Genomic DNA, 22,686 nt, shown 5'->3' with positions numbered 1-22,686 from the left:
CGGGGCGGCATGATGGGACGATGTCCCGAGCGCCCGCACCGCACGGCCGCACCGGCCGGCCACCCCTGACCTCCCGTGCGCAGATCCTGGTGGCCGCCCGTCGGCTCATCGACCAGGACGGCTGGGAGAAGCTGACGATCCGCCGCCTGGCGACCGAGACCGGCGTCGGAGCGACGACCCTGTACCACCACATCCGGAACAAGGACGACCTGCTGCTTCTCCTGCTCAATCAGCACATCGAGCAGATCGAACGCCCCCGGCTGCCGAGTGACCCACGGGAGCGCATCGTCACGGCCGCCACCGCGATGCACGACGCCCTCACGGCCTGGCCATGGGCCGCGGAGGTCCTCTCGGCCGACGGATTCGTCGGTCTCCTCGACGAGTCGGCGATGTGGATGGTCGAAGCCATCGTCGCCGGCGCCCACGACCACGGATGCACCCCCGAGCAGAGTGTCGATGTCTTCCGCGGCATCTGGTACTTCACCGTCGGCGAGGTCCTGGTCCGCGCCAACTCCGCCCGCCGACTGGGCGAAGGCCGGCCCTTCGCCTACCGGGACGACCTCGACCCGTCCCAGGTGCCCCACCTGGCCGCCATCGGCGTCCGATGGGGCGCGCTGGCCGCCCGGGACCTCTATCCGCAGGGGCTCCGCACGCTGGTCGACGGGCTTCTCGCGCGAGCCGCGCCCCACGGGGTCGGCTGAGCGCCGACGGCCGGCCGCTTCCCGAGTGCTCCAGGTGGCCCCGTGGCCGTGCGAGGGCCTGCTCGCCGGGACACCATCGACGTGACCCGGGAAGCGTGGGACGCGGGAGAGACGGAGACCGTCATGGCAGCAGGTTGGGAGCCCCGGCCCTCGGCCGGCGCCGATGCCTACGGGGCCGATGGGGCCTATGGGTCCGACGGGCCCGAATGGCGGCCGGTTCTGGACGTGGCCCCGCCGGGGCGGCAGCGGCGGTGGACCGTGCTGCTGCGCTGGCTGCTGCTCCTGCCGCAGTTCATCGTCGTGGCCCTGCTGTCCTTCGTCGCCTTCTTCGTCACGATCGCGGGCTGGTTCAGCGCTCTGGTCCTGGGCCGCCTGCCCGACCCGATCGCGTCCTTCCTCGGCGCGGTCCTCGCCTACCAGACCCGGGTCACGGCCAGTGCGACCCTGCTCGTCGACCGCTACCCGCCGTTCGCCTTCGACGCCCCCGACTACCCGGTGCGCATCGAACTGCGCGCCACCCCGCTCAACCGGCTCGCCGTGTTCTTCCGGCTGATCCTGATGATTCCGGCGGCCATCATCAGCAGCCTCGCGCAGTCCGGCTGGTTCGCGATCAGCTGGGTCTTCTGGCTGATCGGCATCATCCTGGGCCGCCTGCCCGAACCGATCTTCGGAGCCACGGCGGCCGTCGTCCGGTACCGGATGCGCCTGGCGGCCTACGCGACGATGCTGACGCCGGTGTACCCCAAGGGACTCCTGGGCGACGCCCCCGAAGCCGCCGCACAGCCCGCGTACTCCGCGACCCGTCCGCTCCGTCTGGGCACGGCCGCGCAGGTGCTGGTCTGGCTCTTCCTGCTCCTCGGGCTCGCCGGCCATCTGACCTCGGGCACGATCGACTACGACGCGCGGGACGACCACCCTGGCGCGGCTGCCGGTCGCGTGGCGGGCTGACCGCTCCGCCGAGCCCCCGCACGTTCAGGAGACCGCCGTGCGAGGAACACGGCTGACGTGCTCCCCGTGGTGCGGTGGGGGACCGGCGGCGCGTCTTACGGTGGTTCGATGCGATCCGTTCCCAGATGGGCCCTGTTGTCCTCGGGGTGTGCCCCGTTGCTGCTGGTCGGTGGCTGGACCGCCGCGGCACTGCTCGAGGGGTCCACCTACGATCCCGTCACGCAGACGATCAGCGTTCTCGCGGCCTACGGGGCCGAGGGGTCCTGGGTCATGACCGGGGCGTTCCTCGCGCTGGGTGTCTGTCATCTCCTCACCGCCTGGGGGCTGCGGCCCGCCGCTCCCGCCGGGCGGTTGGCGCTCGCCGGTGGTGGCGTGGCGGCCCTCGCGGTCGCCCTGGTGCCCGCGCCCAGCAGTGGGGGGTCCCTGAACCACGGGGCGGTCGTGGTGGTCGGCTTCACGCTGCTCGCGGTGTGGCCGGTCCTTGCGGCCGTGCACGGTGGCGGCGTGCCGTGGGGGCTGCGGCTGACGCCGTCCGTCGCCGCGACCGCGCTGATGGCCCTGGGGGCGGTCTGGTTCGTCGTCGAGATGAACCGGCAGGGGTCCGTCGGTGTCGCCGAACGGCTCGTGACCTGCATCCAGTCCACCTGGCCCCTCGTGGTGGTCGCCTCCTGCCTCCGCTACACCGGCGGCGGGAGCAGCGGGAGTGGCGGGAACGGTGAAAGTGGTGAGAGCGACGCGAGCGACGAGAGTGATGAGCGGTCCGCGCCGCCTCGGTGACCGTCGGGGGTGAGGCGCGCCGCCCGCCCTCGCGTTCGCTTGTGTGTTCGATTTGACGCTATGGTGGTTCCGTGACCACCGAACGACCCGCCCTGCCCGGACTCCAGGGCTCCTTGTTCGACCAGGGCGACGACATCGGGTTCGGCCCGCTGGACGGTCTCCGGCGGACGCCGCTCGACGGCGGCGCCTGGGTCGACCACCTCCCCGGCTGGCTGCACGGCGCCGACGCGCTGTTCGAGGAGCTCGCCGGCCGGGTGCCCTGGCGGGCCGAGGAACGGCCGATGTACGACAACGTCGTCGCCGTACCCCGGCTCCTGGCCCACTACGGCGAAGGCGCGCCCCTCCCGCACCCGGCCCTCACCGAGGCCCGGCAGACCCTCGGCGCCCATTACGCCGCCGAGCTCGGGGAACCCTTCGTCTCCGCCGGCCTCTGCCTCTACCGCGACGGCCGTGACAGCGTCGCCTGGCACGGCGATCGCACCGGCCGTTCCGCACACCACGACACGATGGTCGCCATCCTCTCCCTCGGCGACCCCCGTGACCTCGCCTTCCGCCCGCGCTCGGGCGGCCCCACGTACCTCCGCCTGCCGCTCGGGCACGGCGACCTCGTGGTGATGGGCGGCTCCTGCCAGCGCACCTGGGAACACGCCGTCCCCAAGACGAGCCGGGCCGTCGGACCCCGCATCAGCGTCCAGTTCCGCCCCCGCGGAGTCCGCTGAGACCCGGGCTCGGGCCTCTGCCTGGGCCTCGGCCTCGGGCCCGTACCGAGACCTACAGCCCGGTCTCGGCCTCGGCCCGGTGCGGGCGGAGCGCGATGGCGCACCATACGGCTGCCGCGATCAGGGCGGTCGCCGCCATCGCGCCGACGAGCGGTGCCTCCGGACGCCAGCCCAGGGAGAGCCGGGTGCCCAGGTAGGTCAGCGCGGCCGCGATCCGGCCGGGGGCGTGGACCGGGACCCTGGCGGCGGTGGCTCGCAGGACGGCCGCCACGGCGAGGCCGATCGCGGCCCAGGCGGCCAGGTACGGCCACAGCGCGCCCGGAGCGGCGGGCGGGAGGCCGTACTGCTCGGGCCCGATCCGGAACAGGGAGGTGACCCAGCCCGCCGCCACCGCGGCCGCGCTGACGCCCGCCACCCACAGCGCGTGGCGCCAGAACGGGCCCGGCCGTACCGCCCCTTCGTCGTCGTCGAAGGGATCGGTTCCGGAGGGGGAGTCGGGTGCGAAGAGGTCGGTCACGGCCGGTAGGACGTCGTGCGGCGGTACGGGGTTGCCCTTCGGCGCTCCCAAGATCGTCGGCCGGTCAGCCGGCCCAGCGCCCGGTCAGATACGTCAGGGCGAACAGCGTCGACAGGGGCGCGACGAGGCAGAAGTACGCGGTCCTGAAGCGTGGTGAGCGAAGGGTCCAGGCGGCCAGCGTGATCCACAGGGGCCACCACAGGAGGGTCGCCCGGGGGATGGACTGGTACCAGTAGGACGTCCCCAGGGCCCACAGGCTGAGGCCCACGTAGGCGGCTTCGGGCCGGTGGCGGCGCCGCACCAGGAGGGCGACCAGCGCGAGGCCGACGACCATGGCGAGGAGTTCGGCCTGGAACATGAACGCGTAGCCGGTCGTCTGGACCTGGTCGAACGCGGACTCCCAGGTGTTGCTCCAGGCGTCCCACGGTGCGTGGAAGTGGCGGTACCACCCTCGCTCCTGGGCGTGTTTCCAGGCCATCCAGTCGCCGGTGCGGGCGTGCAGGTACCAGGTGTACAGGGCGGCGGGAAGGGCCGGCAGGGCGAGCCAGGGCAGCGGCCGCCAGTCGGACCGGGTGCGGGCCGTCAGTACGAAGTGCAGCGCGAGGGCCGCGGCGAGGAACAGACCGCTGATGCGGACGGTCGTCGCCAGGGCGGCCAGCGTGGTGGCGAGGGGCCAGTTGCGGCGGTGGGCGGCGAGCCAGGCAGGCAGGGCGAGGGCGAGGAAGAGCGACTCGCTGTACCCGGTGGCGAGGAAGACGGCACACGGCGAGAGGAGCAGGAGCTGTGCCGTCCGCCGGCCGGCGTTCGCGTCGGGCAGATACAGGCGCGCGATCCGTACGAGTGCCAGAACCGCGATCCCGCCCGCGACGAACGAGATCAGCAGCCCGGCCACCGTCCAGTGCGGGACGACGGTGTGGACGGCCCGCAGGGCGAGGGGGAATCCCGGGAAGAACGCCTCGCGGTTGTCCCACTCGGCCTCCCACGGGCCGCTTCCCGCAGGGAAGTAGCCGTCGCGCGCGACGTTCAGGAAGTGGCCCCAGTCCCAGCGTTCGAAGGGGGCGAGGACGGCGCCCGCGTCGCGCGTGCCGGCGTCGGAGGGGAAGAGCCATCGAGCGCCGTAGGCGGTCATCCACAGGGCCGTGCGGGTGAGGAGATACAGCCACAGCACGTCCCGGTCCTCGGCGCTCAGCACCGGGCGCCGGCGGCCGGCGCGGGGGAGGGGGAGGAGCGGCGGGACGGACGGTGTCTTCTCCCGCGACCTGGGGGATATCACAGACATAGGGGACTTTCGTCGAGGTGGGAAGGCATGGCGGACCGCGCGACGGCGGTGCGTCACGTGCGATGCGGCGGAGGCCGGGCGGGGGCTGCGGAGATCCTGCTGGTCGTGCCCGTCGTGCCTGTCCTGCTGGGCGTGTTGGTCGTGGTGGTGTGCGGGCCGGGAGCCGCTGCACGGGGTGGTCCAGCCCGTGCGTTGCTCAGGGCGGCGTCGTCGTCACCCGTCCCGAGGGCTGGGTCGACGTCGCCGAGGGATCGCCGGCGGTGCCCTCGTGAGTGGGTTCGCCCGGTGCCGTCGTGCTGCTCATCGGAGGCCTGGTGGTCTCCCGGGGAGAAGGCGCCTCGGGTGAGGGGCTGACGGCCGGTACGACCGGGGTCGGCGCGTCCGACAGGAGAGCCGCGGCGGTCACCCCGCCACCGGCGAGGATCAGGCACGCGGCCCCCGCGGCCACGGCGACGCGGCGCCGGTGCGCGCGCCGGGCCCGTTCGGCGATGCGCGCGACCGGTACGGCGCGGGCGCGGGCCTGCCCGGAGGCGGCGGCCTGCCGGAACATCTCGCGGAGAGGGTCCTGGGGGTCCTGGGCGTCCCTGGGGTCAAGCACCGGGGTCCTCCTCAACGTTCCGGGGCCGCAGACGATCGGCGAGCGCGACCCGGCCACGGACCAGGTGCGTCTTGACGGTGCTGGCGGACTGTCCCGTCTCGCCGGCGATCTGTTCGACGCTCAGGTCGCACAGGTAGTGCAGGGTCACCGTGCGGCGCTGCTGGGCGGGCAGGTCGCGCAGCGCGTCGATGAGCACCACGTACTCGGGGCCGGGGCCCTCGACGGGCGGGGGCGCGCCCGCGCGGTCCCAGGCGTCGGACGTACGCCTCCGGAAGCGCCAACGGCTCACCGCCAGGCGCCAGGCGACCGTACGGATCCACGCCTCCGGCTGCCCGTCACGATCGAGCTGCCGTCGCCGGCTCCATCCCTTGACGAACGCTTCCTGGACGACGTCCTGAGCCTCGTGCAGATCGCCCAGCATCACGTACAGCTGCCCTGTGAGTCGCGCGACCGCCTGCTCGTAGAACGCCTCGAACTCCTCAACGGTCAACACTCACTCCCGGATCTTTCGCTTCACCACGCATACGCCCGGCGCCGGCCGTCCGGTTGACACGGTCCGCGTATCCACGGAGTGATGGTGATCACAGAACGGGGGCGGGTGCACGACGTACGGCGGGCGGCGCGACCCGCGGCGTTCCCCGAGGGGCTCCGGTTCAGCCGGAAGGGCGAAAGAGATCCGGACGCCGATGTCGAGAACCCGCGGTCGGCTCCGTCCCCGGGGTGGAAGTGACCACAATGGGTCGCACCGGCACCGAGGAGACGAACCGTCATGGCCAAGTACCTGCTGCTGAAGCACTACCGAGGCGCTCCGGCCGCGGTCAACGACGTACCCATGGACCAGTGGACGCCGGAGGAGATCTCGGCGCACGTCGGGTACATGAACGACTTCGCGGCCCGGCTCGAGAAGACCGGCGAGTACGTCGACAGCCAGGCGCTCTCCCCGGAGGGCACCTTCGTCCGGTACGACGGTGAGGGGCGGCCTCCGGTCACCGACGGCCCGTTCGCCGAGACGAAGGACGTCATCGCCGGCTGGATGGTGATCGACGTCGACAGCTACGAGCGGGCGCTGGAACTGGCCGGCGAACTGTCCGCGGCGCCGGGCGCGGGCGGGAAGCCGATCCACGAGTGGCTCGAACTGCGTCCGTTCCTGTCCACGGCGCACACGATCACGGAGTGACGGGCCCTTCCATGGACGAGGCCCTGCTCAGGAGCCTCACGCCGGGCGTGCTCGGGATCCTCGTCCGCCGCGGAGCCGACTTCGCGGCGGCTGAGGACGCCGTACAGGACGCCCTGGTCGAGGCGGTCCGGGTCTGGTCGGCGGAGCCGCCCCGCGACCCGAAGGGCTGGCTGGTCACCGTGGCCTGGCGCAAGTTCCTCGACGCGACCCGGGCGGACTCCGCCCGGCGCCGGCGCGAGGACCTCGTCGAGGAGGAGCCGCGGCCCGGGCCCGCACCCGGGCTGGACGACACGCTCCAGCTCTACTTCCTCTGCGCCCACCCCTCGCTGACGCCGTCCTCGGCGGTCGCGCTCACGCTGCGCGCGGTCGGCGGACTCACGACCCGCCAGATCGCCCAGGCCTATCTGGTGCCCGAGGCGACGATGGCGCAGCGCATCAGCCGCGCCAAGCGCACCGTCTCGGGAGTGCGGTTCGACCGGCCGGGCGATGTCGCCACCGTGCTGCGCGTCCTCTACCTGGTCTTCAACGAGGGCTACTCCGGCGACGTCGACCTCGCCGCCGAGGCCATCCGGCTCACCCGGCAGCTCGCGGCCGTCATCGACCACCCCGAGGTGACGGGGCTGCTCGCCCTCATGCTGCTCCACCACGCCCGGCGAGCCGGCCGTACCGCTCCCGACGGCAGCCTGGTGTCGCTCGCCGAGCAGGACCGTGGCCGCTGGGACAGCGTGATGATCGCCGAGGGCGTCGAGATCCTGCAGGCGGCTCTCGCCCGCGACCGGCTCGGCGAGTACCAGGCACAGGCCGCCGTCGCCGCGCTCCACGCCGACGCGCCCAGCGCGGAGGAGACCGACTGGGTGCAGATCGTCGAGTGGTACGACGAACTCGCACGGCTCACCGACAGCCCGGTCGTCCGCCTCAACCGCGCCGTCGCCATCGGCGAGGCCGACGGACCGCGCGCCGGGCTCGCGGCGCTCGCGGACGTGACCGGCTCCTCCCCGGACTCGTCCGCCCGTGGCCACCCCCTGCCCCGCGCCACCGCGGCGGCGGCCTACCTGCACGAGCGGGCGGGCGACCTGGCGACGGCGGCACGGCTGTACGCCGACGCGGCCCGAGAGGCCCCCAACCTCGCCGAACGCGACCACCTGACACGCCAGGCCGCCCGCCTCAACACCCGCCGGCGCCGCGAACGGGGTGACGGCGCGACGGGGCCGGGGACGGAGCCGCCGGTCAGTTGAGGGCGTCGTCCATGGAGCTCTGCCAGTACGTCACGCGCAGCGAGCTGTCGACGTACACGCCCTTGCCGGCGAGCGGGGGCCTGGCGGTCGTGCCGTCGGTGAAGCCGACCGTGAGGCTCGTCGTCGTGTAGCCGTGCTGTCCGCTGCCGTCGGCAGCCGCAAGGATCACGCCCGCGTACCCGGACTCACCCGGAGCCAGGGTCACGACAGCCTGCGGGTGGGTCTCCTCGATGACGGGCGGGACCGACTGGGCCTCGCCGAAGCGGGCGACCGGGTAGCCGAGGAGGTCGCAGCGAGCGGATCCGGTGTTGGTGACGGTGAGCAGCATGTGGTTGAGCGGGCGGGAGACCGGGGTGGCGGTGGCCTTGGTGTTGCTCGCACCGCACTGCTTGTTCTGCGAGGGCCCGCTCGTTTCGCCGCTGCCGCCGGAGGCCGGGTCGCTCGCCCCGCTGGTGCCGCCGGAACCGGAGCTCCCGGTGGAGGAGCCGCTTCCGGTCTTCCCTCCGGTGGTGGTGCCCGTGGTCGTACCACCGTTCTTCGAGCCGCTCGCCGATCCGCCGGTCGATCCGGCCGTCGAGCCGCTCGCCGTGCTGCCGGAGGAGCCATCCTGCGGGGTGGTCGTCGTGTCGCCCGTGGGGGTCGTGGTCGGAGTCCTGGCCGGCTGGGTGGCCGAGGCGGTGGGCGTGACGGAACCCGTGGCGGCGCCTTCGTCCTTCGCGGCGCCGCTGCCGCAGGCGGTGAGCGAGAGCGCGGCGACCGCGAGCGTCGTGGCGGCGAGAAGACGGGCGCGGCTGGTGCGTCCGGACATGGGAGTCCCCCTTGAGGAGAGGTCGGAATTCGGTCGTTGTGCGGCGGCGGCCACCACTTCCCCGTGGCGGCCTTGCTTCGCTGACCACAGCGTGTGACAAGATCCGTTCCAGCTGCCGCTCCTACCGGGCGGTACGGGACGCTGGAATGATTTCAAGGCGCTGACCTGCATGGATGTCCCTGTCTGGGACGCGGGATCGAACGCCGGAAGAGGGTGGAACGGTGGCGGGGGACGAGTTCGCGGCGCTGCTGGGGCAGCTCAAGGACCGCTCGGGGCTCAGCTACGGCACGCTCGGCAAGCGTCTGCACATGAGCGCCTCGACCTTGCACCGGTATGTGAACGGGGACGCCGTACCGGTGGACTACGCGCCCGTGGAGCGGCTCGCGCGGCTGTGCCGGGCGACCCCCGACGAACTCGTCGAGCTGCACCGGCTGTGGGTACGGGCGGACGTGTCGCGCGGCCGGAAGGCCCCGGCCGCCGGGGCGGAGCCGTCGCCCGAGGTGCCGTCCGAGCCGTCGCCCGAGGCCTCGCCGCCGAAGCCGCTGAAGCGGACGGGGCCGACCGAGCCGGAGCCGACGGAGCCGGCGCAGGCGGACGCGGCAGTGGCGCCCTGGGCGCCCCCCGCGGTGGCGGCCGCGTCCCCCCGGAAGCGCCGGCTGTTCCGGCGTACCGCCGTGGTCGTCGGCACGGCCGTGGTCGCCGCAGCCGTGGCGGTGGCGCTCGTCGTGAACCTCCCGGGCGGGGACGGAGCGGGGAAGGATCAGCGAGCGGGCGACGCACCCACGCCCTCGTCGAGCACGAGCGGCGACGGCCCGAGCACATCGGCCGGAGCGCCGGGCCGGACGGGGTCCTCCGCCGGCGAGGCGACGGGCCAGGCGAGCGCGCCGACCGTCGCCACCGCGCCGCACACCTGGGAAGGGCCCTGCAGCCAGCACTACCTGATCGACCGTGAGCCCGAGCAGGTTCCGCCGCCGCCCACGGAGCAGGACGCGCCGGGCTGGATCGCCGCGCTCGACGCGGTCCCCGGCGGGGACCAGCTGCTCCGGCTGACCGTGCAGGGCACCGGGAAGCAGACGGTCGTCCTGGAGGCCCTCCACGTCCGGGTCGTCAGCAAGAAGGCGCCACTGGCGTGGAACGACTACGTGATGGGCGTCGGCTGCGGCGGCAACGTGTCGACGAAGTCCTTCGCCGTCGATCTCGACGCAGGCCGGCCGACCGCCGTCCCCACGGGCGGGCAGCGGAAGTTCTCGTACAAGACGAGCGAGTCCGACCCCGTGATCTTCAACGTGGCCGCACGGGCCCAGGCACACGACGTCACCTGGTACCTGGAACTCGTCTGGTCCAGCGGCGAGGAGCGCGGCACGCTCCGCATCGACGACAACGGCCACCCGTTCCGTACCAGCGGCAACCTCGCCCGGCCCGCGTACGCGTACCCCCTGGGCTGGACCGAATGGATCGACAACGACGTCGATACCGAGGGGCGCTAGCGCCCCTCGGGCAATCGCGGTCACACAGGCATGATCGGCACAAGCGTAGCAGCGCGACCGTTCCGAAACCGGATGTTCACGCACTCTCCGCGCCCGAATGTGTTCATACGGTAGTCATGAGGCCGGGAGGAACACATTGATCTTCAGTCGCAGCCGCCGCCGGAAGTCCGTCGCCAGCACCACCAGCCCCAGCACCGGCACCTGCCCCTACGCGTCCGGGGACCACGCGCCCGCCGTCCCCGTCCACGAGGCCCCCGGCCAGGTGCCGTACCGCGTGGACCGGCACGAGGCGGAACGGTTCATCCGTCAGTTCCACGACGAGCAACCGGGTGCCGGGGACGACGTACGGAGCCGGCTGCGTGAGGTGCTGGCCGAGGTCGATCGCACCGGCACCTACACCCACTCCCCGGCCGAACTCGCCTTCGGCGCGCGCGTCGCGTGGCGCAACGCGGCCCGCTGCATCGGCAGGCTCTACTGGCGCAGCCTCGTGGTGCGCGACCTGCGGCACCTCACCTCCGCCGACGACATCGCCGCCGCGTCCTTCGAGCACCTCAGGCTCGCCGGCAACGGCGGCAGGATCCGGCCCGTGATCACCGTCTTCGCCCCCGACCGGCCGGGCCGCCCCGGCCCCCGGATCGTCAACGACCAACTGGTGCGCTACGCCGGACACCGCACGCCGGAGGGTGCGTGGCGCGGCGACCCGCGCAGCGCACCCCTGACCGCCCTGGCCCGCGATCTGGGGTGGAAGCGGGACGGAGAACCCTTCCAGGTACTGCCGTTGATGGTCCGGGAGCGCCCCGACGTCCGGCCCGAGTGGTACGAGCTGCCGGACGACGCCGTCCGCGAGGTGCCGCTGAGCCACCCCGAACACGGGTGGTTCGCCCAGCTGGGACTCCGCTGGTACGCCGTGCCGGCGATCAGCGACATGACGCTGGAGATCGGCGGCGTACGGTATCCGGCGGCGCCGTTCAACGGCTGGTACATGGGCACCGAGATAGGCGCCCGGAACCTCGCCGACACCGAGCGGTACGACCTCCTCCCGGTGGTGGCGGACCGGCTCGGCCTCGACCGGTCGAGCGAGCGCACCCTGTGGCGGGACCGGGCGCTCGTCGAGCTCAACGTGGCGGTGCTGCACTCCTTCCAGGAGGCCGGGGTGACCATGGCCGACCACCACACCGAGTCCCAGCGGTTCCTGCGGCACATAGCCCAGGAAGGCCGCCACGGGAGGGAGACGCCCGCCGACTGGAGCTGGATCGTGCCCCCGGTCTCCGGCTCCGCCACCCCGGTCTTCCACCGGTACTACGACCCGGTGGACCCCTCCCTGCGGCCGGCCTTCCTGGCCCGTACGTAACCGGCAGGCGACGGCGGGGGGCCGTCAGCCGGCCGCCCCGGGAGCCCAGTAGTTGTGCACTCTCAGGACGCGGGGGGCCGCTGCGGTGACCGGAAAGCCCTCGGCGGCCGCGATCGGCATCATGCGTTCGCCGAACGCGTTCATCTGCTGCTCGGTCTCCCACACGTCGAAGATCTCCAGGCCGTCGTCCGTCGGCGCGCACGCGTGGGACACGCAGCCGTCGAACATGTCGGGCGCCTCCTGGAGCTTCGCGTTGAGGGCGTCGTACTGGTCCGTGGTGGCCCCTGGCAGGACGGCGTGCACGAAGATCGCCATGGTGGATCACTCCTTATGAGGTGGGGCGGCCCCTCCCGCGCCACCCCGTGGCGATGTCCCCCTACCAGCCAGCACAGCACGACCCGCCGGGGACGGCATCCGAGGAGGAGCCCGGGGCCGGTCAGCGGCGCCCCAGGACCTCGGTGACCCGGGTGAAGCCCTCCGCGCCGTGGCCCAGGCCCACCGTCCGGCGGGCCAGGCCCTCGGCCGCGCGCATCAGGCTCGCGTCGATGCCGTGCGCCTCGGAGGCGTGCACGATGTGCGCCATCGTCGACACCGCCGAGGTGAGCGGGTTCCCCTCGCCGGAGTACGTGCCGCTCTCGATGTCCTCGGCCAGCTGCTCGAACAGTGGCGGCAGGATCGCGCCGATGCCCTGGGCGAAGGGCGCGAGCTCGGTCGCGGAGATCCCCTCGGCCCGAGCCACCGCCACAGCGTGGGCGTAGCCCGCCATCGAGGTCCAGAAGATGTCGAGCAGCGCGATGTCGTACGCCGCGGCCCGGCTGATCTCCTCCCCGAGGTGGGTGTGGGTGCCGCCCAGGGCGTCGAGCACCGCCCGGTGCTCGACGTAGAGCGCCTCCGGGCCACTGTGCAGGAACACCCCGGCCGGAGTGCCGATGGTCGTCGTCGGCGTCATGATCGCGCCGTCGAGGTAGCCGATGCCCTGCTCGTCGGCCCAGCGCCCGGTGTCCCTGGCCCGCTCGGGGGTGTCGGCGCTGAGGTTCACGACGGTCCGCCCCTTGAGCGCGGCCGTCACGGCATCCTGCCGCAGTACGGAGTCGGTGGCGTCGTAGTTGACCAGGCAGACCACGGTCAGCGGGCTCGCGGCGACCGCCTCCCCGGCGGACGCGGCCGAGACGGCACCGGCGGCCACGAGCTCCCGGTCCTTGCCCGGCGTCCGGTTCCACACGGTGGTCCTTACGCCGGCGGTCAGGAACGCGGCGGCCAGCGCACGGCCCATCGGTCCGAGACCGATGACGGTGACGGCGGTGTCGCGGGAAGAAGACATGGGTGAACTCCCTTGTAGACAGATGAGGTAGACAGATGAGAAGGAAAATCCCGGAAGAAGGAGGAGGACGCGGATGGCACGCGCCCGGGCCGAGGACAGGAACGTGTGCGGAGTGAGTGCCGCGATCGCGGTCGTGGAGGGCAAATGGAAGCCCACCGTGCTCTGGTTGCTGGAGTCGGGACCGCACCGCCCCGCCGAACTGCGCCGGAGACTCCCCGCGATCAGCGAGAAGGTGCTGACCCAGGCGCTGCGCGAGATGGAGGCGGACGGCCTCGTGCACCGCGAGGTGTACGACGTACTGCCGCTGAAGACCGTCTACTCGCTGACCGGTATCGGGCGTGAACTCTCCGCGTTGCTGGCCCCGTTGTCGGACTGGGGCCACCGTCGCCTGGACAGGGTCACGGCTGTTCCGACCGCTTCCTGAGGCCCTCGCGTACTCCCTTCCTCCGGGCCGCTCTCAGCTTCGCCCGGGGGTCGTACCGCCGACAAGTACGCACAAAAAAGTGGGTAGGAGACGGCGCACGCGAAAGGGGGGCCTCCCCGAAGGAAGGCCCCCGAACGGCGATGCGTCAGCCGCGCCGCTCCCCGAACGCGTCCAGGATGCGTTCCGCGGCCAGCGTCGCCGTCAGCTCGCCCGCGCGCACCCGCTGCTCCAGCTCGGGCGCGAGGTCCTGGACCGTCGGGTCCGAGTGGAGGCGGCGCAGGAGCTCGTCCTGGACCATGGTCCAGGTCCAGTCGACCTGCTGGTCGTGCCGCTTGGCCGTGAGCCGGCCGGTCGAGTCCAGCAGCGCCCGGTGCTGTTCGAGACGCCCCCAGACCTCGTCGAGGCCCGCCGACTCCCGGGCGCTGCAACTCAGCACCGGCGGCGTCCAGAAGGAGTCCGCGCCGTGCATCAGCCGCAGCGCGCCCGCGAGTTCACGCGCGGCGGCGCGCGCGTCCCGCTCGTGCGGGCCGTCCGCCTTGTTGACGGTGACCACGTCGGCGAGTTCCAGGACGCCCTTCTTGATGCCCTGGAGCTGGTCGCCCGTGCGGGCCAGGGTGAGCAGCAGGAAGGAGTCGACCATGTTGGCGACGGCGGTCTCGGACTGGCCGACGCCCACGGTCTCGACGAGCACCACGTCGTAGCCCGCGGCCTCCATGACGACCATCGACTCCCGGGTCGCCTTCGCGACCCCGCCGAGGGTGCCGGCGCTGGGGGAGGGCCGCACGAAGGCCGCCGGATCGACGGCAAGCCGCTCCATCCGCGTCTTGTCGCCGAGGATGGAGCCACCGGTACGGGTCGACGACGGGTCGACGGCGAGCACCGCGACCCGGTGGCCGAGCCCGGTCAGCATCGTGCCGAACGCGTCGATGAACGTCGACTTGCCGACACCGGGCACCCCGCTGATCCCGATCCGCACGGCGTTCCCGCTGTGCGGCAGGAGCGCGGTCAGGAGCTCCTGGGCGAGTGCCCGGTGCTGGGGTCGGGTCGACTCGACGAGGGTGATCGCGCGGGCGACCAGCGCCCGCTTCCCCTCCCGTACCCCCCGGACGTACGTGTCGAGATCGATCACCGCTCGTGTCCGAGGTCGGCCGACAGACGCGTCACCAGGTCGTGCGCCGCGTCGGGGATCACGGTGCCCGGCGGGAACACGGCGGCCGCGCCCATCTCCAGGAGCGTCGCCACGTCCTGCGGAGGAATCACCCCGCCGACCACGATCATGATGTCCTCGCGGCCCTCAGCCGCCAGTTCCTCCCGCAGCGCCGGTACGAGCGTGAGGTGTCCGGCGGCGAGCGACGAGACCCCGACGATGTGCACGTCCGCCTCGACGGCCTGACGGGCCACCTCGGCCGGGGTCTGGAACAGCGGGCCGACGTCCACGTCGAAGCCCAGGTCGGCGAAGGCGGTGGCGATGACCTTCTGGCCGCGGTCGTGGCCGTCCTGGCCCATCTTGGCGACCAGGATGCGCGGCCGGCGGCCCTCGGCCTCGCCGAAGGCGTCCACCAGGGCCCGGGTGCGGTCGACGGACGGGGACGCGCCGGCTTCGTTGCGGTACACACCGGAGATCGTACGGATCTGGCCGGCGTGCCGTCCGTAGACCTTCTCCAGGGCGTCGGAGATCTCGCCGACGGTCGCCATCGCGCGGGCCGCGTTCACCGCGAGCTCCAGGAGGTTGCCGTCGCCGCCCGCGGCCCGGGTGAGCGCGGCGAGCGCGTCCTGGCAGGCCTGCTCGTCGCGCTCCTCGCGCAGCCGCTTCAGCTTGGCGATCTGCTGGGCGCGCACGGAGGAGTTGTCGACCTTGAGGACGTCGATCTGCTCGTCGGTCGCCACTCGGTACTTGTTGACGCCGATCACCGGCTGCCGGCCGGAGTCGATCCGGGCCTGGGTGCGGGCCGCGGCCTCCTCCACGCGCAGCTTGGGGATGCCCGCGTCGATGGCCTTCGCCATGCCACCGGCCTGCTCGACCTCCTGGATGTGCTTCCAGGCGCGCCGGGCGAGGTCGTAGGTGAGCTTCTCGACGTACGCGCTGCCGCCCCACGGGTCGATGGTCCGGCAGGTGCCCGACTCCTGCTGGATGAGCAGCTGGGTGTTGCGGGCGATCCGGGCGGAGAAGTCGGTCGGCAGGGCGAGCGCCTCGTCGAGGGCGTTGGTGTGCAGCGACTGGGTGTGGCCCTGGGTGGCCGCCATCGCCTCGACGCAGGTGCGGGTGACGTTGTTGAAGACGTCCTGCGCGGTGAGCGACCAGCCCGAGGTCTGCGAATGGGTGCGCAGGGAGAGGGACTTGGCGTTCTGCGGGTCGAACTGCTGGACCAGCTTGGCCCACAGGAGCCGCGCCGCGCGCAGCTTGGCGATCTCCATGAAGAAGTTCATGCCGATCGCCCAGAAGAACGACAGCCGCGGCGCGAACGCGTCCACGTCGAGCCCGGCCTCGCGGCCCGCGCGGATGTACTCCACACCGTCGGCGAGCGTGTACGCCAGCTCCAGGTCGGCCGTCGCACCCGCCTCCTGGATGTGGTACCCGGAGATGGAGATGGAGTTGTAGCGCGGCATCCGCTGCGAGGTGTAGGCGAAGATGTCGGAGATGATCCGCATCGACGGCCCGGGCGGGTAGATGTACGTGTTGCGGACCATGAACTCCTTGAGGATGTCGTTCTGGATGGTCCCGGCCAGCTTCTCGGGCGGTACGCCCTGCTCCTCGGCCGCCACGATGTACAGCGCGAGGACCGGCAGCACGGCGCCGTTCATCGTCATCGACACCGTCATCCGGTCCAGCGGGATGCCGTCGAACAGCTGGCGCATGTCGTAGATCGAGTCGATGGCCACGCCGGCCATGCCGACGTCACCGGTGACACGCGGGTGGTCGCTGTCGTAGCCGCGGTGGGTCGGCAGGTCGAAGGCGACCGACAGGCCCTTCTGGCCGGCCGCGAGGTTGCGCCGGTAGAAGGCGTTCGACTCCTCGGCCGTGGAGAAGCCCGCGTACTGCCGGATCGTCCAGGGCTGGTTGACGTACATCGTCGGGTACGGGCCGCGCAGGTACGGGGCCATACCCGGGCGGGTGTCCAGGAAGTCCAGGCCCTCGAGGTCCTGGCCGGTGTACAGCGGCTTGACGCCGATGCCCTCCGGGGTCTCCCAGAGCAGGTCGTCGCCGCCCGTGGCCTTCTTGACGGCAGCGCGCCACGCGTCGGGACCGCCGTCGGCGGTCGGCGCCCCGAGCTCGATCCCGGAGAAATCGGGGATGGACATCAGGACACTCCCATGCGGTCGAGGGCGGTGGAGAGCAGGGCGACGGCGTCACAGCCCGCGAAGAGGTACGAGTCGACACCGGGGTACTCCCCGGGGCGTCCGGCGAGGAGGACGTGCTCGGCGCCCGCCGCGCGCAGCTCCGCCGCCACGGTCCCGGCCTGTTCCGCGTACAGCGCGTCGCTGGAGCAGAGGCAGACCTCGCGGGCGCCGCTCTCCTCGAACGTGCCCTCGGTGACCGGCTCGATGCCGCCCGCCTGGAAGAGGTTCGCGGCGAAGGAGAGACGGGCCGAGTGCGCGGCCGCCGGGCCGAGCGTGGCCAGATAGACACGGGGCCGGGCCCCGGTCGACGCCAGGTGCGCGTCGGAGCGGGCGCGCAGGGTCTCGTACGCCTCGTCGCGGCGGACCCGGGGGAGACCGCCGGTCGGCTGCGCGGGCGCGGGTGCCCGGTCGACGGGCTTCTCCGTGAGGTGGGGGAACTCGCTGACACCGGTGATGGGTTCGCGGCGGGTGGCGAGCTTCCTGCTGCGCGCGGACCAGGTCTCGGCGAGGCGCTCGCCGATCGTCCCGGACCGCAGCGCGGCCTCCTGGCCGCCCGCCCGCTCGATGACCTGGAAGAACTCCCAGGCGGCGTGCGCGAGTTCGTCGGTGAGCCGCTCCACGTACCAGGAGCCGCCCGCCGGGTCGATCACCCGGGACAGGTGCGACTCCTCGATGAGGACGGTGGAGGTGTTGCGGGCGATCCGGCGTGCGAAGGCGTCGGGCAGGCCGAGGGCGTCGTCGAAGGGGAGCACGGTGACGCTGTCGGCGCCGCCCACCCCCGCGGCGAGCGTGGCCACCGTGGTGCGCAGCATGTTCACCCACGGGTCGCGGCGCGTCATCATCACCGTCGAGGTCACCGCGTGCTGGCGCTGGCCACCCGCGTCCGGGGCGCCGCAGACCTCGGCCACCCGGGCCCAGAGCCGGCGCGCCGCGCGGAGCTTGGCGATGGTCAGGAACTGGTCGGCGGTGGCCGCGTACCGGAACTCCAGCTGTGCGCACGCCTCGGCGACGCTCAGCCCTGCGCCGGTCAGACCCCGCAGATAGGCCACGCCGGTCGCGAGGGAGCAGCCGAGCTCCTGCGCGGCCGAGCCGCCGGCCTCGTGGTACGGCAGGGCGTCCACGGTCAGGGCCCGCACCCCCGGGTACCGGTCGGCGCAGCGGCGCGCGAGTCCGGCCACGGACGCGAGGTCGTACGCCGGGCGGCCGGTACGGGCCTCGTGGCCGAGCGGGTCGGCCCCGAGGTTGCCGCGGGCCGCGTCGTCGGCGACGCCCCGCTCCTCGTACAGCGCGAGGAGACGCTCGGCGGCCGCCGCCGTCTCGTCGCCCGCGTCGAGGACGACCGGAGCCAGGTCGAGGTAGACCCCGTCGAGGACCGTGGCGAGCGAGGAGACCGGGATGCCGGCGCCGCCGGCGCCCAGCCAGAGGGAGGTGACGCCGTTCTCCAGGTCGGCGAGGACCGCGTCGTTGTCGGCGGCCAGGTGCCGCTGGCGCACGTCCCAGCCGCCCAGGGTGTTGCCCTCGGCGCGGCTGCCGCGCACGAAGGGCGCGAAGCCGGGGAGCCCGGCGTCGGGCGCGGTCTCGCGCGCCGTGTACAGCGGACGGACGTCGAGGCCGTCCTCCAGGAGTGTGGAAAGGGCGTCCTCGGCGGCGTCGCCGGACACCTCTTTGCCGGACTTGCGCAGGACACCTGCCACAAGGTGTTGCCACTGTTCGTGTGGCGCGTCGGGAAATTCGGACGCCAGGGTGAGCCCGTCGTCAGGCAGGACCGTCATGCTCGGATGCTAGGGGAGATCGACAAAGCAGCAGGAGGGCGTACGACTGTGACCTTCTTCTCGTTGTCAGTGGCGGCTGCGACGCTGTGTCGTATGGACAGGGACGAGGAGCTGCTGAGAGGCCGGGTCTACGGCCAGGACCACGACGACCCCCGGCCGGGCCCGAGACCCGGCCGTGTCTACGCCGAACTGGTCGGCGGCCCGCTCGACGGACTGCTGCTGGACGTCACCGGCCGGACGCCGGAGCAGCGGGCGGCCGGCGCGGCCCTGGAGACGGAGCTGGGCCGGTACGGCGCCGGGGGCCGGTCGCTGTACGACCCGCGCCCCGGCGATCCGAGCCGCCTCGACTGGTCCGGCGACACGCCGTGACGTCCGCCGTGGCCCCGCGGCCGGACCCTCACCGGCCTCAGCGCATGACGGAGGAGAAGTTGTCCAGCTGGATCCAGGTCACCTTGTTGGTCGCCTGGGGGCCGTAGACGTTGACGGCGCCGGCCGTGTTGGCCTCGATGCGGACCGCGTTGATGCCCAGGCTGTTGTTGCGGGGGCAGACGCCGCGGGTCAGCTTGGGCGGGCGGATGGTGGCGGGCAGGGTGCCGAGAGTGCCGTCGGCGGTGAACGAGCAGGTGACCGTTCCGCGCAGCTGGAGGAACTCGGTCCCCGCGAGTCGTATCACGCGGGCCTCGGCCGGTGCGCCGGGCTCGTTCACCACGGCGGCGTCCACCGTGATCGGCGTCCAGTCGACGACGACCTGGCAGCCGTCGACGGGGTCGGCGGCGGCCGCCGGTGTGGCCGCGAGCAGCGGCCCCGCGACGGCGACGGCGGGGGCGGCGAGCGCCGCGGTGAGCAGGGAGCGGCGGCTGGTGGTGTGCTGGGTCATGCTCGATCCTCCGGATCGGGTGGTGGGGTGCGCGGGCGGGATGACGGCGCCGTTCACGGGGCTGTCCACGGGGCTGTCCACGAGGCGGCTCATCGCCAGGCGACGGAGACGCCGTCGAGGTCGATCCAGGTGATGGCGTTGTCGCTGGTGGCGCCGTAGACGCGGAGGGCGCCCGTGACGTCCGTCTCGATCCGGCACACACAGCGGCCGGTGTTGTTGTTGCGGGGCACGTTCTGGCGGGTCAGGCGGGTCGCGCGCAGCCGGTGCGGCAGGGTCCCGATCCTGCTGTCCGCGGTCAGGCCGGGGGAGCAGGTGACGGAGCCGCGCAGCTGGAGGTAGGTGGTGCCGGCGAGGGCGATCAGCCGTCCGCGCGGGCGCTCGGCGCCGGGGGAGACACCGGCCTCCAGTGCGAGGTCCTCCCAGTCGGCGAGCACCTTGATGCCGTCCACCGCGGGCTTGGTGGGGTACCAGCCGATGGTGACGTCCCGCGAACCCGTGGTGCCGGGGACGGTGTTGCTGAAGCCGAAGAGCAGCCGGGTCTCGCCGGTCGCGGGGTCGACCTCGGTGGTGACGCCCTCGGGCTCGCGCCGGGTGAGGCCGTCGGCGTTGGTGACGACCTGGCGGTCGATGCGCTGGCCGGTCGTCCACGAGTACGAGGTGAGGAAGGCGATCCCCGGGAAGGAGTCGGGTATCTCGGGGTAGTTCTTCTTGTCGTACGGCGCCCACTGGTACGCGTAGAGGACGTCGCCCAGTGCGGTGTACCCCTGGGAGACGAGGGTCTTCTGCAGCGGGTAGGGCGTCGGCACGTCGGGGGTGACGTCCTCGCCGGCCGGCATGACGAAGGTGGTGCCCACCGGGACCCACGAGCCGGTGGCCGCCACGGCCGCGTCGTAACGGGTGAAGTGCCGCTTTCCGTCCTTGTGGTACATCACGCACAGCTGGTTGTTCACCGGGTCCAGCGAAGGGCCGGTGCTCGACGTGCTGCCGGGCGGGGTGAACTTCTGGCTCTGGGGTATCAGGGCTCCGTCGAGGACCGCTCCGTCGACGAAGCGGAACCGGGTGACGGCCTTGCCGAACGCGGCGCCGTCCGCGGAGATCTGCAGCGGGCCGACCTCGGTCCAGAGGTAGGTGTCGGCGCCCACCGGCTCGGCGCCCATGGAGAGCCCGTGACCGAAGCCCTTCAGCTGCATCGAGCCGGTGACCGCGCCGGTCCGGCGGTTGATGCGGTTGAGATACAGGTTGCCCTCCGGGGCCGTCGCCGAGCTCTCGACCTGGAGGACGAAGACGTGTCCGTTGACGGTGTCCGTGGCGATGGCCTGCGGCGCAGGGCCCTTCACCAGGTCGACGGTCTGGATCAGCCGTCCGGTGACGCCGGACAGATCGACGCCGTTGGTGTCCGTTGTGCCCATGTTCTCTCCCCATGGGATCCCTGATGGATCCGTTTTTCGGAAGGGAGATCATCACATAGGGCGTCAGCCGTTCCGCGCCGCGCCGGATTTCACCGTTCCGCACCGAGCCCATCATGGGTTAGCTTAGGCTTACCTAAGTACCTCGTCCTCTGTCCTGGGAGAACTCGGATGCGTCCCTTCACCACCCGCGTCACGCGGCCCACCCCCGCCGAGCGCGTGCGATCGGTCCTCGCCGCCGCCCACTCGATGACGGTGGTGTCCGACGGACACCACCAGGAGGTGCACCTCCTGGACGGGACCGGGCCCATGGGCCACATCCACCTCCACGACCCCTCCGAGGAGAGCCACTCCGGGCAGGCCGCGCGGATCCCCGTACGCCTGGAGTTCACCGACATCGCTCCCACCCCTGTACGCGAGCGGCTCCGGGCCCGCGTCACCCTGACCGGACTCCTCGCCTCCCCGTACGAGCCCGGGGTCACCGACAGCATCTGCATGGAGTTCGGACAGGCCCTGCTGGAGGACGCCGAGGGCCGCTCGTACATCACGCTGGAAGAGCTCCACGCGACCGACGTCGACCCGATGGCCGGCTGCGAGGCGTCCATGCTGACCCACCTCGTCGACGGCCACAGCGAACTCGTCCCCCTCCTGCTGCGGCTCGTCCGGCCGCGCCCCGAACGGGACATGGTCCGCGCCCTTCCCGTCGCCCTCGACCGGTACGGCATCACCCTCCGCCTCGAACACCCCGCCGGTCACCAGGACGTCCGGCTTCCCTTCCCCACCCCGGTCACCGACATCGACCAGGCCGGCCCCCGCATCCACGCCCTCCTCGCCGCGGCCCGCCGCTCCTCCCACCCCAACAGCCTCCTGACCTGACCTGACTGGGTGGGCCGAGGGTGCGGCGAAGGGCGGCCGGGCTCAGTCGCGTGACAGTTCGCCGAGCAGTTTCCAGGTGCGTACGCGACCGTCCTCGCCGTTCAGCTCCGTCGCCGTGAACACCACCTCCGTCGCCCCCGCCTCGCGGTAGCGCCGGACCTCCGCGGCGACCGTCTCCTCGTCCCCGATCACGGCGAGTTCGGCCGCCCGGGTGGCGCCGGACGCCTCGATCGCACGCCGGTAGGACGGAATCCGCTCGTACAGCGCGAGGGCCTCGGCCGCCTTCTCCCGTACGGCCGCCACCTCGGTCCTCGCGGTGACCACGCCCGGGACGAGGGCCACGATCCGGGGCGCCGGGCGGCCGGCCGCCGCGGCGGCGGCGGCGGTGACGGTGGGGACGATGTGCTCGGCGAGCGCGCGCGGCCCCGCCAGGAACGGCAGGATCCCGTCGGCCAGTTCACCGCTGACGCGCAGGGCCTGCGGCCCCATCGCGGCGACGAGCAGCGGCACGGTCGGCCGCGCGCCCGGCACCGCCGCCGAGTACGGCGTCGTCGCGGTCAGCAGCTCGCCGTGGAAGTCGGCGCTGCCCGTTTCGAGCAGCGGGCGGAGCGCCGTCAGGAACTCCCGGAGCAGGCCGATGGGCCGCCGGTACGGGATGCCGAAACCGGTCTCGGTCAGGTGCCGGGTGCCGAGGGCGAGCCCGAGGTGATAGCGACCGCCGGTGGCCGCCTGGGCGGTCTGCGCCTGGCTGGAGACGAGCAGCGGATGGCGGCCGAAGACGGGGATGGCAGAGGTCCCGACGTGCAGGCCGGGCACCTCGCGCCCGACGATCGCGGCCAGGGAGGGCGAGTCGTACGCGAAGGTCTGGCCGAACCACGCCGAGTGCAGGCCCGCGTCGCGCGCCTCCCGCGCGAGCCGCACCGTGCTGTCGATCGTGCGCTGGACGGCGGTCGAACCGAGCGTCACTCCGAGAGTCATACCATCGCCAACCGGCCCGTCCGGGAACGGGATTCCCGCCCGTCCGTGAAGAGTGTGTTGCACGGCGTCGGCAGGCCGGCGGCGGAGCACGGCTGC

At 72.7% G+C, this 22,686-nt stretch carries 24 protein-coding genes; 11 read left to right on the top strand and 13 right to left on the bottom strand.

What is annotated here, in order from left to right; translation table 11 throughout:
* Window positions 1–20: 20 nt before the first annotated feature.
* The 4 genes from N5875_RS04700 (at window position 21) to N5875_RS04685 (ending at window position 3,145) form a co-directional block, all read left to right on the top strand.
* Complete coding sequence (locus N5875_RS04700) at window positions 21–701, top strand: TetR/AcrR family transcriptional regulator (protein ID WP_318209380.1); 681 nt, start codon at window positions 21–23, stop codon at window positions 699–701.
* A 123-nt stretch (window positions 702–824) separates the two neighbouring features.
* Window positions 825–1,649 carry a DUF4389 domain-containing protein gene (locus tag N5875_RS04695; RefSeq protein ID WP_338492013.1) on the top strand — a complete coding sequence of 275 codons (825 nt, stop codon included), beginning with the start codon at window positions 825–827 and terminating at the stop codon, window positions 1,647–1,649.
* A 108-nt stretch (window positions 1,650–1,757) separates the two neighbouring features.
* Window positions 1,758–2,426 (top strand): DUF998 domain-containing protein, encoded by a 669-nt coding sequence (locus tag N5875_RS04690; RefSeq protein ID WP_318209378.1) that lies wholly within the window; start codon window positions 1,758–1,760, stop codon window positions 2,424–2,426.
* A gap of 71 nt (window positions 2,427–2,497) precedes the next feature.
* On the top strand, window positions 2,498–3,145 hold the full coding sequence (locus N5875_RS04685; RefSeq protein ID WP_318209377.1) for an alpha-ketoglutarate-dependent dioxygenase AlkB: 648 nt from the start codon (window positions 2,498–2,500) through the stop codon (window positions 3,143–3,145).
* 52 nt (window positions 3,146–3,197) lie between these two features.
* On the opposite strand, the gene N5875_RS04680 is transcribed toward N5875_RS04685, so the two are convergent.
* The 4 genes from N5875_RS04680 to N5875_RS04665 form a co-directional block, all read right to left on the bottom strand.
* The gene (locus N5875_RS04680) at window positions 3,198–3,662 is read right to left on the bottom strand and encodes a hypothetical protein (RefSeq protein WP_338492010.1); all 465 of its coding nucleotides are present in this window, start codon (window positions 3,660–3,662) and stop codon (window positions 3,198–3,200) included.
* Window positions 3,663–3,726: 64 nt separating this feature from the next.
* Complete coding sequence (locus N5875_RS04675) at window positions 3,727–4,941, bottom strand: mannosyltransferase family protein (RefSeq protein ID WP_318209375.1); 1,215 nt, start codon at window positions 4,939–4,941, stop codon at window positions 3,727–3,729.
* Between the two features lie 196 nt (window positions 4,942–5,137).
* Window positions 5,138–5,539 carry a hypothetical protein gene (locus N5875_RS04670; protein WP_318209374.1) on the bottom strand — a complete coding sequence of 134 codons (402 nt, stop codon included), beginning with the start codon at window positions 5,537–5,539 and terminating at the stop codon, window positions 5,138–5,140.
* Entirely contained in the window at window positions 5,532–6,029 is a 498-nt protein-coding gene (locus N5875_RS04665) for a SigE family RNA polymerase sigma factor (protein ID WP_318209373.1), read from the bottom strand. The genes N5875_RS04670 and N5875_RS04665 overlap by 8 nt, the downstream gene beginning before the upstream one ends.
* Window positions 6,030–6,308: 279 nt before the next feature.
* On the opposite strand from N5875_RS04665, the gene N5875_RS04660 reads away from it, so the two are divergent.
* Both N5875_RS04660 and N5875_RS04655 read left to right on the top strand, forming a co-directional pair.
* Window positions 6,309–6,716, top strand: a complete 408-nt coding sequence (locus N5875_RS04660) for a YciI family protein (RefSeq protein ID WP_318209372.1) — start codon at window positions 6,309–6,311, stop codon at window positions 6,714–6,716.
* An 11-nt stretch (window positions 6,717–6,727) separates the two neighbouring features.
* On the top strand, window positions 6,728–7,951 hold the full coding sequence (locus N5875_RS04655; protein ID WP_338499089.1) for a DUF6596 domain-containing protein: 1,224 nt from the start codon (window positions 6,728–6,730) through the stop codon (window positions 7,949–7,951).
* On the opposite strand, the gene N5875_RS04650 is transcribed toward N5875_RS04655, so the two are convergent.
* Entirely contained in the window at window positions 7,944–8,759 is an 816-nt protein-coding gene (locus N5875_RS04650) for a DUF4232 domain-containing protein (RefSeq protein ID WP_318209371.1), read from the bottom strand. The genes N5875_RS04655 and N5875_RS04650 overlap by 8 nt on opposite strands.
* A gap of 221 nt (window positions 8,760–8,980) precedes the next feature.
* Between N5875_RS04650 and N5875_RS04645 the strand changes: the two genes are divergently transcribed.
* A complete protein-coding gene (locus tag N5875_RS04645) occupies window positions 8,981–10,246 on the top strand; it encodes a helix-turn-helix domain-containing protein (RefSeq protein WP_338492009.1) in 1,266 nt (421 codons plus the stop codon).
* Window positions 10,247–10,520: 274 nt separating this feature from the next.
* A complete protein-coding gene (locus N5875_RS04640; protein WP_318209776.1) occupies window positions 10,521–11,597 on the top strand; it encodes a nitric oxide synthase oxygenase in 1,077 nt (358 codons plus the stop codon).
* Between the two features lie 24 nt (window positions 11,598–11,621).
* Here the strand turns inward: N5875_RS04640 and N5875_RS04635 are convergent, their stop codons facing one another.
* Entirely contained in the window at window positions 11,622–11,912 is a 291-nt protein-coding gene (locus N5875_RS04635) for a hypothetical protein (RefSeq protein ID WP_338492007.1), read from the bottom strand.
* Window positions 11,913–12,033: 121 nt separating this feature from the next.
* Window positions 12,034–12,918 (bottom strand): NAD(P)-binding domain-containing protein, encoded by an 885-nt coding sequence (locus N5875_RS04630; RefSeq protein ID WP_338492005.1) that lies wholly within the window; start codon window positions 12,916–12,918, stop codon window positions 12,034–12,036.
* 73 nt (window positions 12,919–12,991) lie between these two features.
* On the opposite strand from N5875_RS04630, the gene N5875_RS04625 reads away from it, so the two are divergent.
* Window positions 12,992–13,342: a helix-turn-helix domain-containing protein gene (locus tag N5875_RS04625; RefSeq protein ID WP_318209367.1), complete on the top strand. Its 351-nt coding sequence runs from the start codon at window positions 12,992–12,994 to the stop codon at window positions 13,340–13,342.
* A gap of 145 nt (window positions 13,343–13,487) precedes the next feature.
* Here N5875_RS04625 and meaB read toward each other — a convergent pair whose 3' ends face one another.
* The 3 genes from meaB to N5875_RS04610 are packed head-to-tail and all read right to left on the bottom strand — an operon-like array spanning window position 13,488 to window position 18,453.
* On the bottom strand, window positions 13,488–14,471 hold the full coding sequence (gene meaB, locus N5875_RS04620; RefSeq protein WP_338492003.1) for a methylmalonyl Co-A mutase-associated GTPase MeaB: 984 nt from the start codon (window positions 14,469–14,471) through the stop codon (window positions 13,488–13,490).
* Window positions 14,468–16,642: a methylmalonyl-CoA mutase gene (gene scpA, locus N5875_RS04615; RefSeq protein WP_318209365.1), complete on the bottom strand. Its 2,175-nt coding sequence runs from the start codon at window positions 16,640–16,642 to the stop codon at window positions 14,468–14,470. The genes meaB and scpA overlap by 4 nt, the downstream gene beginning before the upstream one ends.
* Window positions 16,642–18,453 carry a methylmalonyl-CoA mutase family protein gene (locus N5875_RS04610; protein ID WP_318209364.1) on the bottom strand — a complete coding sequence of 604 codons (1,812 nt, stop codon included), beginning with the start codon at window positions 18,451–18,453 and terminating at the stop codon, window positions 16,642–16,644. Before N5875_RS04610 ends, scpA begins: the two co-directional genes overlap by 1 nt.
* Window positions 18,454–18,546: 93 nt before the next feature.
* On the opposite strand from N5875_RS04610, the gene N5875_RS04605 reads away from it, so the two are divergent.
* Window positions 18,547–18,822: a hypothetical protein gene (locus N5875_RS04605; RefSeq protein WP_318209363.1), complete on the top strand. Its 276-nt coding sequence runs from the start codon at window positions 18,547–18,549 to the stop codon at window positions 18,820–18,822.
* A gap of 37 nt (window positions 18,823–18,859) precedes the next feature.
* Here N5875_RS04605 and N5875_RS04600 read toward each other — a convergent pair whose 3' ends face one another.
* Window positions 18,860–19,330: a hypothetical protein gene (locus N5875_RS04600; protein ID WP_318209362.1), complete on the bottom strand. Its 471-nt coding sequence runs from the start codon at window positions 19,328–19,330 to the stop codon at window positions 18,860–18,862.
* 89 nt (window positions 19,331–19,419) lie between these two features.
* Entirely contained in the window at window positions 19,420–20,739 is a 1,320-nt protein-coding gene (locus N5875_RS04595; protein ID WP_318209361.1) for a hypothetical protein, read from the bottom strand.
* Between the two features lie 168 nt (window positions 20,740–20,907).
* On the opposite strand from N5875_RS04595, the gene N5875_RS04590 reads away from it, so the two are divergent.
* Entirely contained in the window at window positions 20,908–21,612 is a 705-nt protein-coding gene (locus N5875_RS04590; RefSeq protein WP_338492002.1) for a DUF2470 domain-containing protein, read from the top strand.
* Between the two features lie 42 nt (window positions 21,613–21,654).
* Here N5875_RS04590 and N5875_RS04585 read toward each other — a convergent pair whose 3' ends face one another.
* Window positions 21,655–22,590 (bottom strand): TIGR03564 family F420-dependent LLM class oxidoreductase, encoded by a 936-nt coding sequence (locus N5875_RS04585; protein ID WP_338492001.1) that lies wholly within the window; start codon window positions 22,588–22,590, stop codon window positions 21,655–21,657.
* Between the last annotated feature and the right edge of the window lie 96 nt (window positions 22,591–22,686).

Source organism: Streptomyces sp. SJL17-4 (assembly GCF_036826855.1).
Classification (GTDB): Bacteria; Actinomycetota; Actinomycetes; order Streptomycetales; family Streptomycetaceae; genus Streptomyces.
The sequence above is the reverse complement of the archived record's forward strand: the minus strand, read 5'-3'. Positions and strand labels throughout refer to the sequence as shown.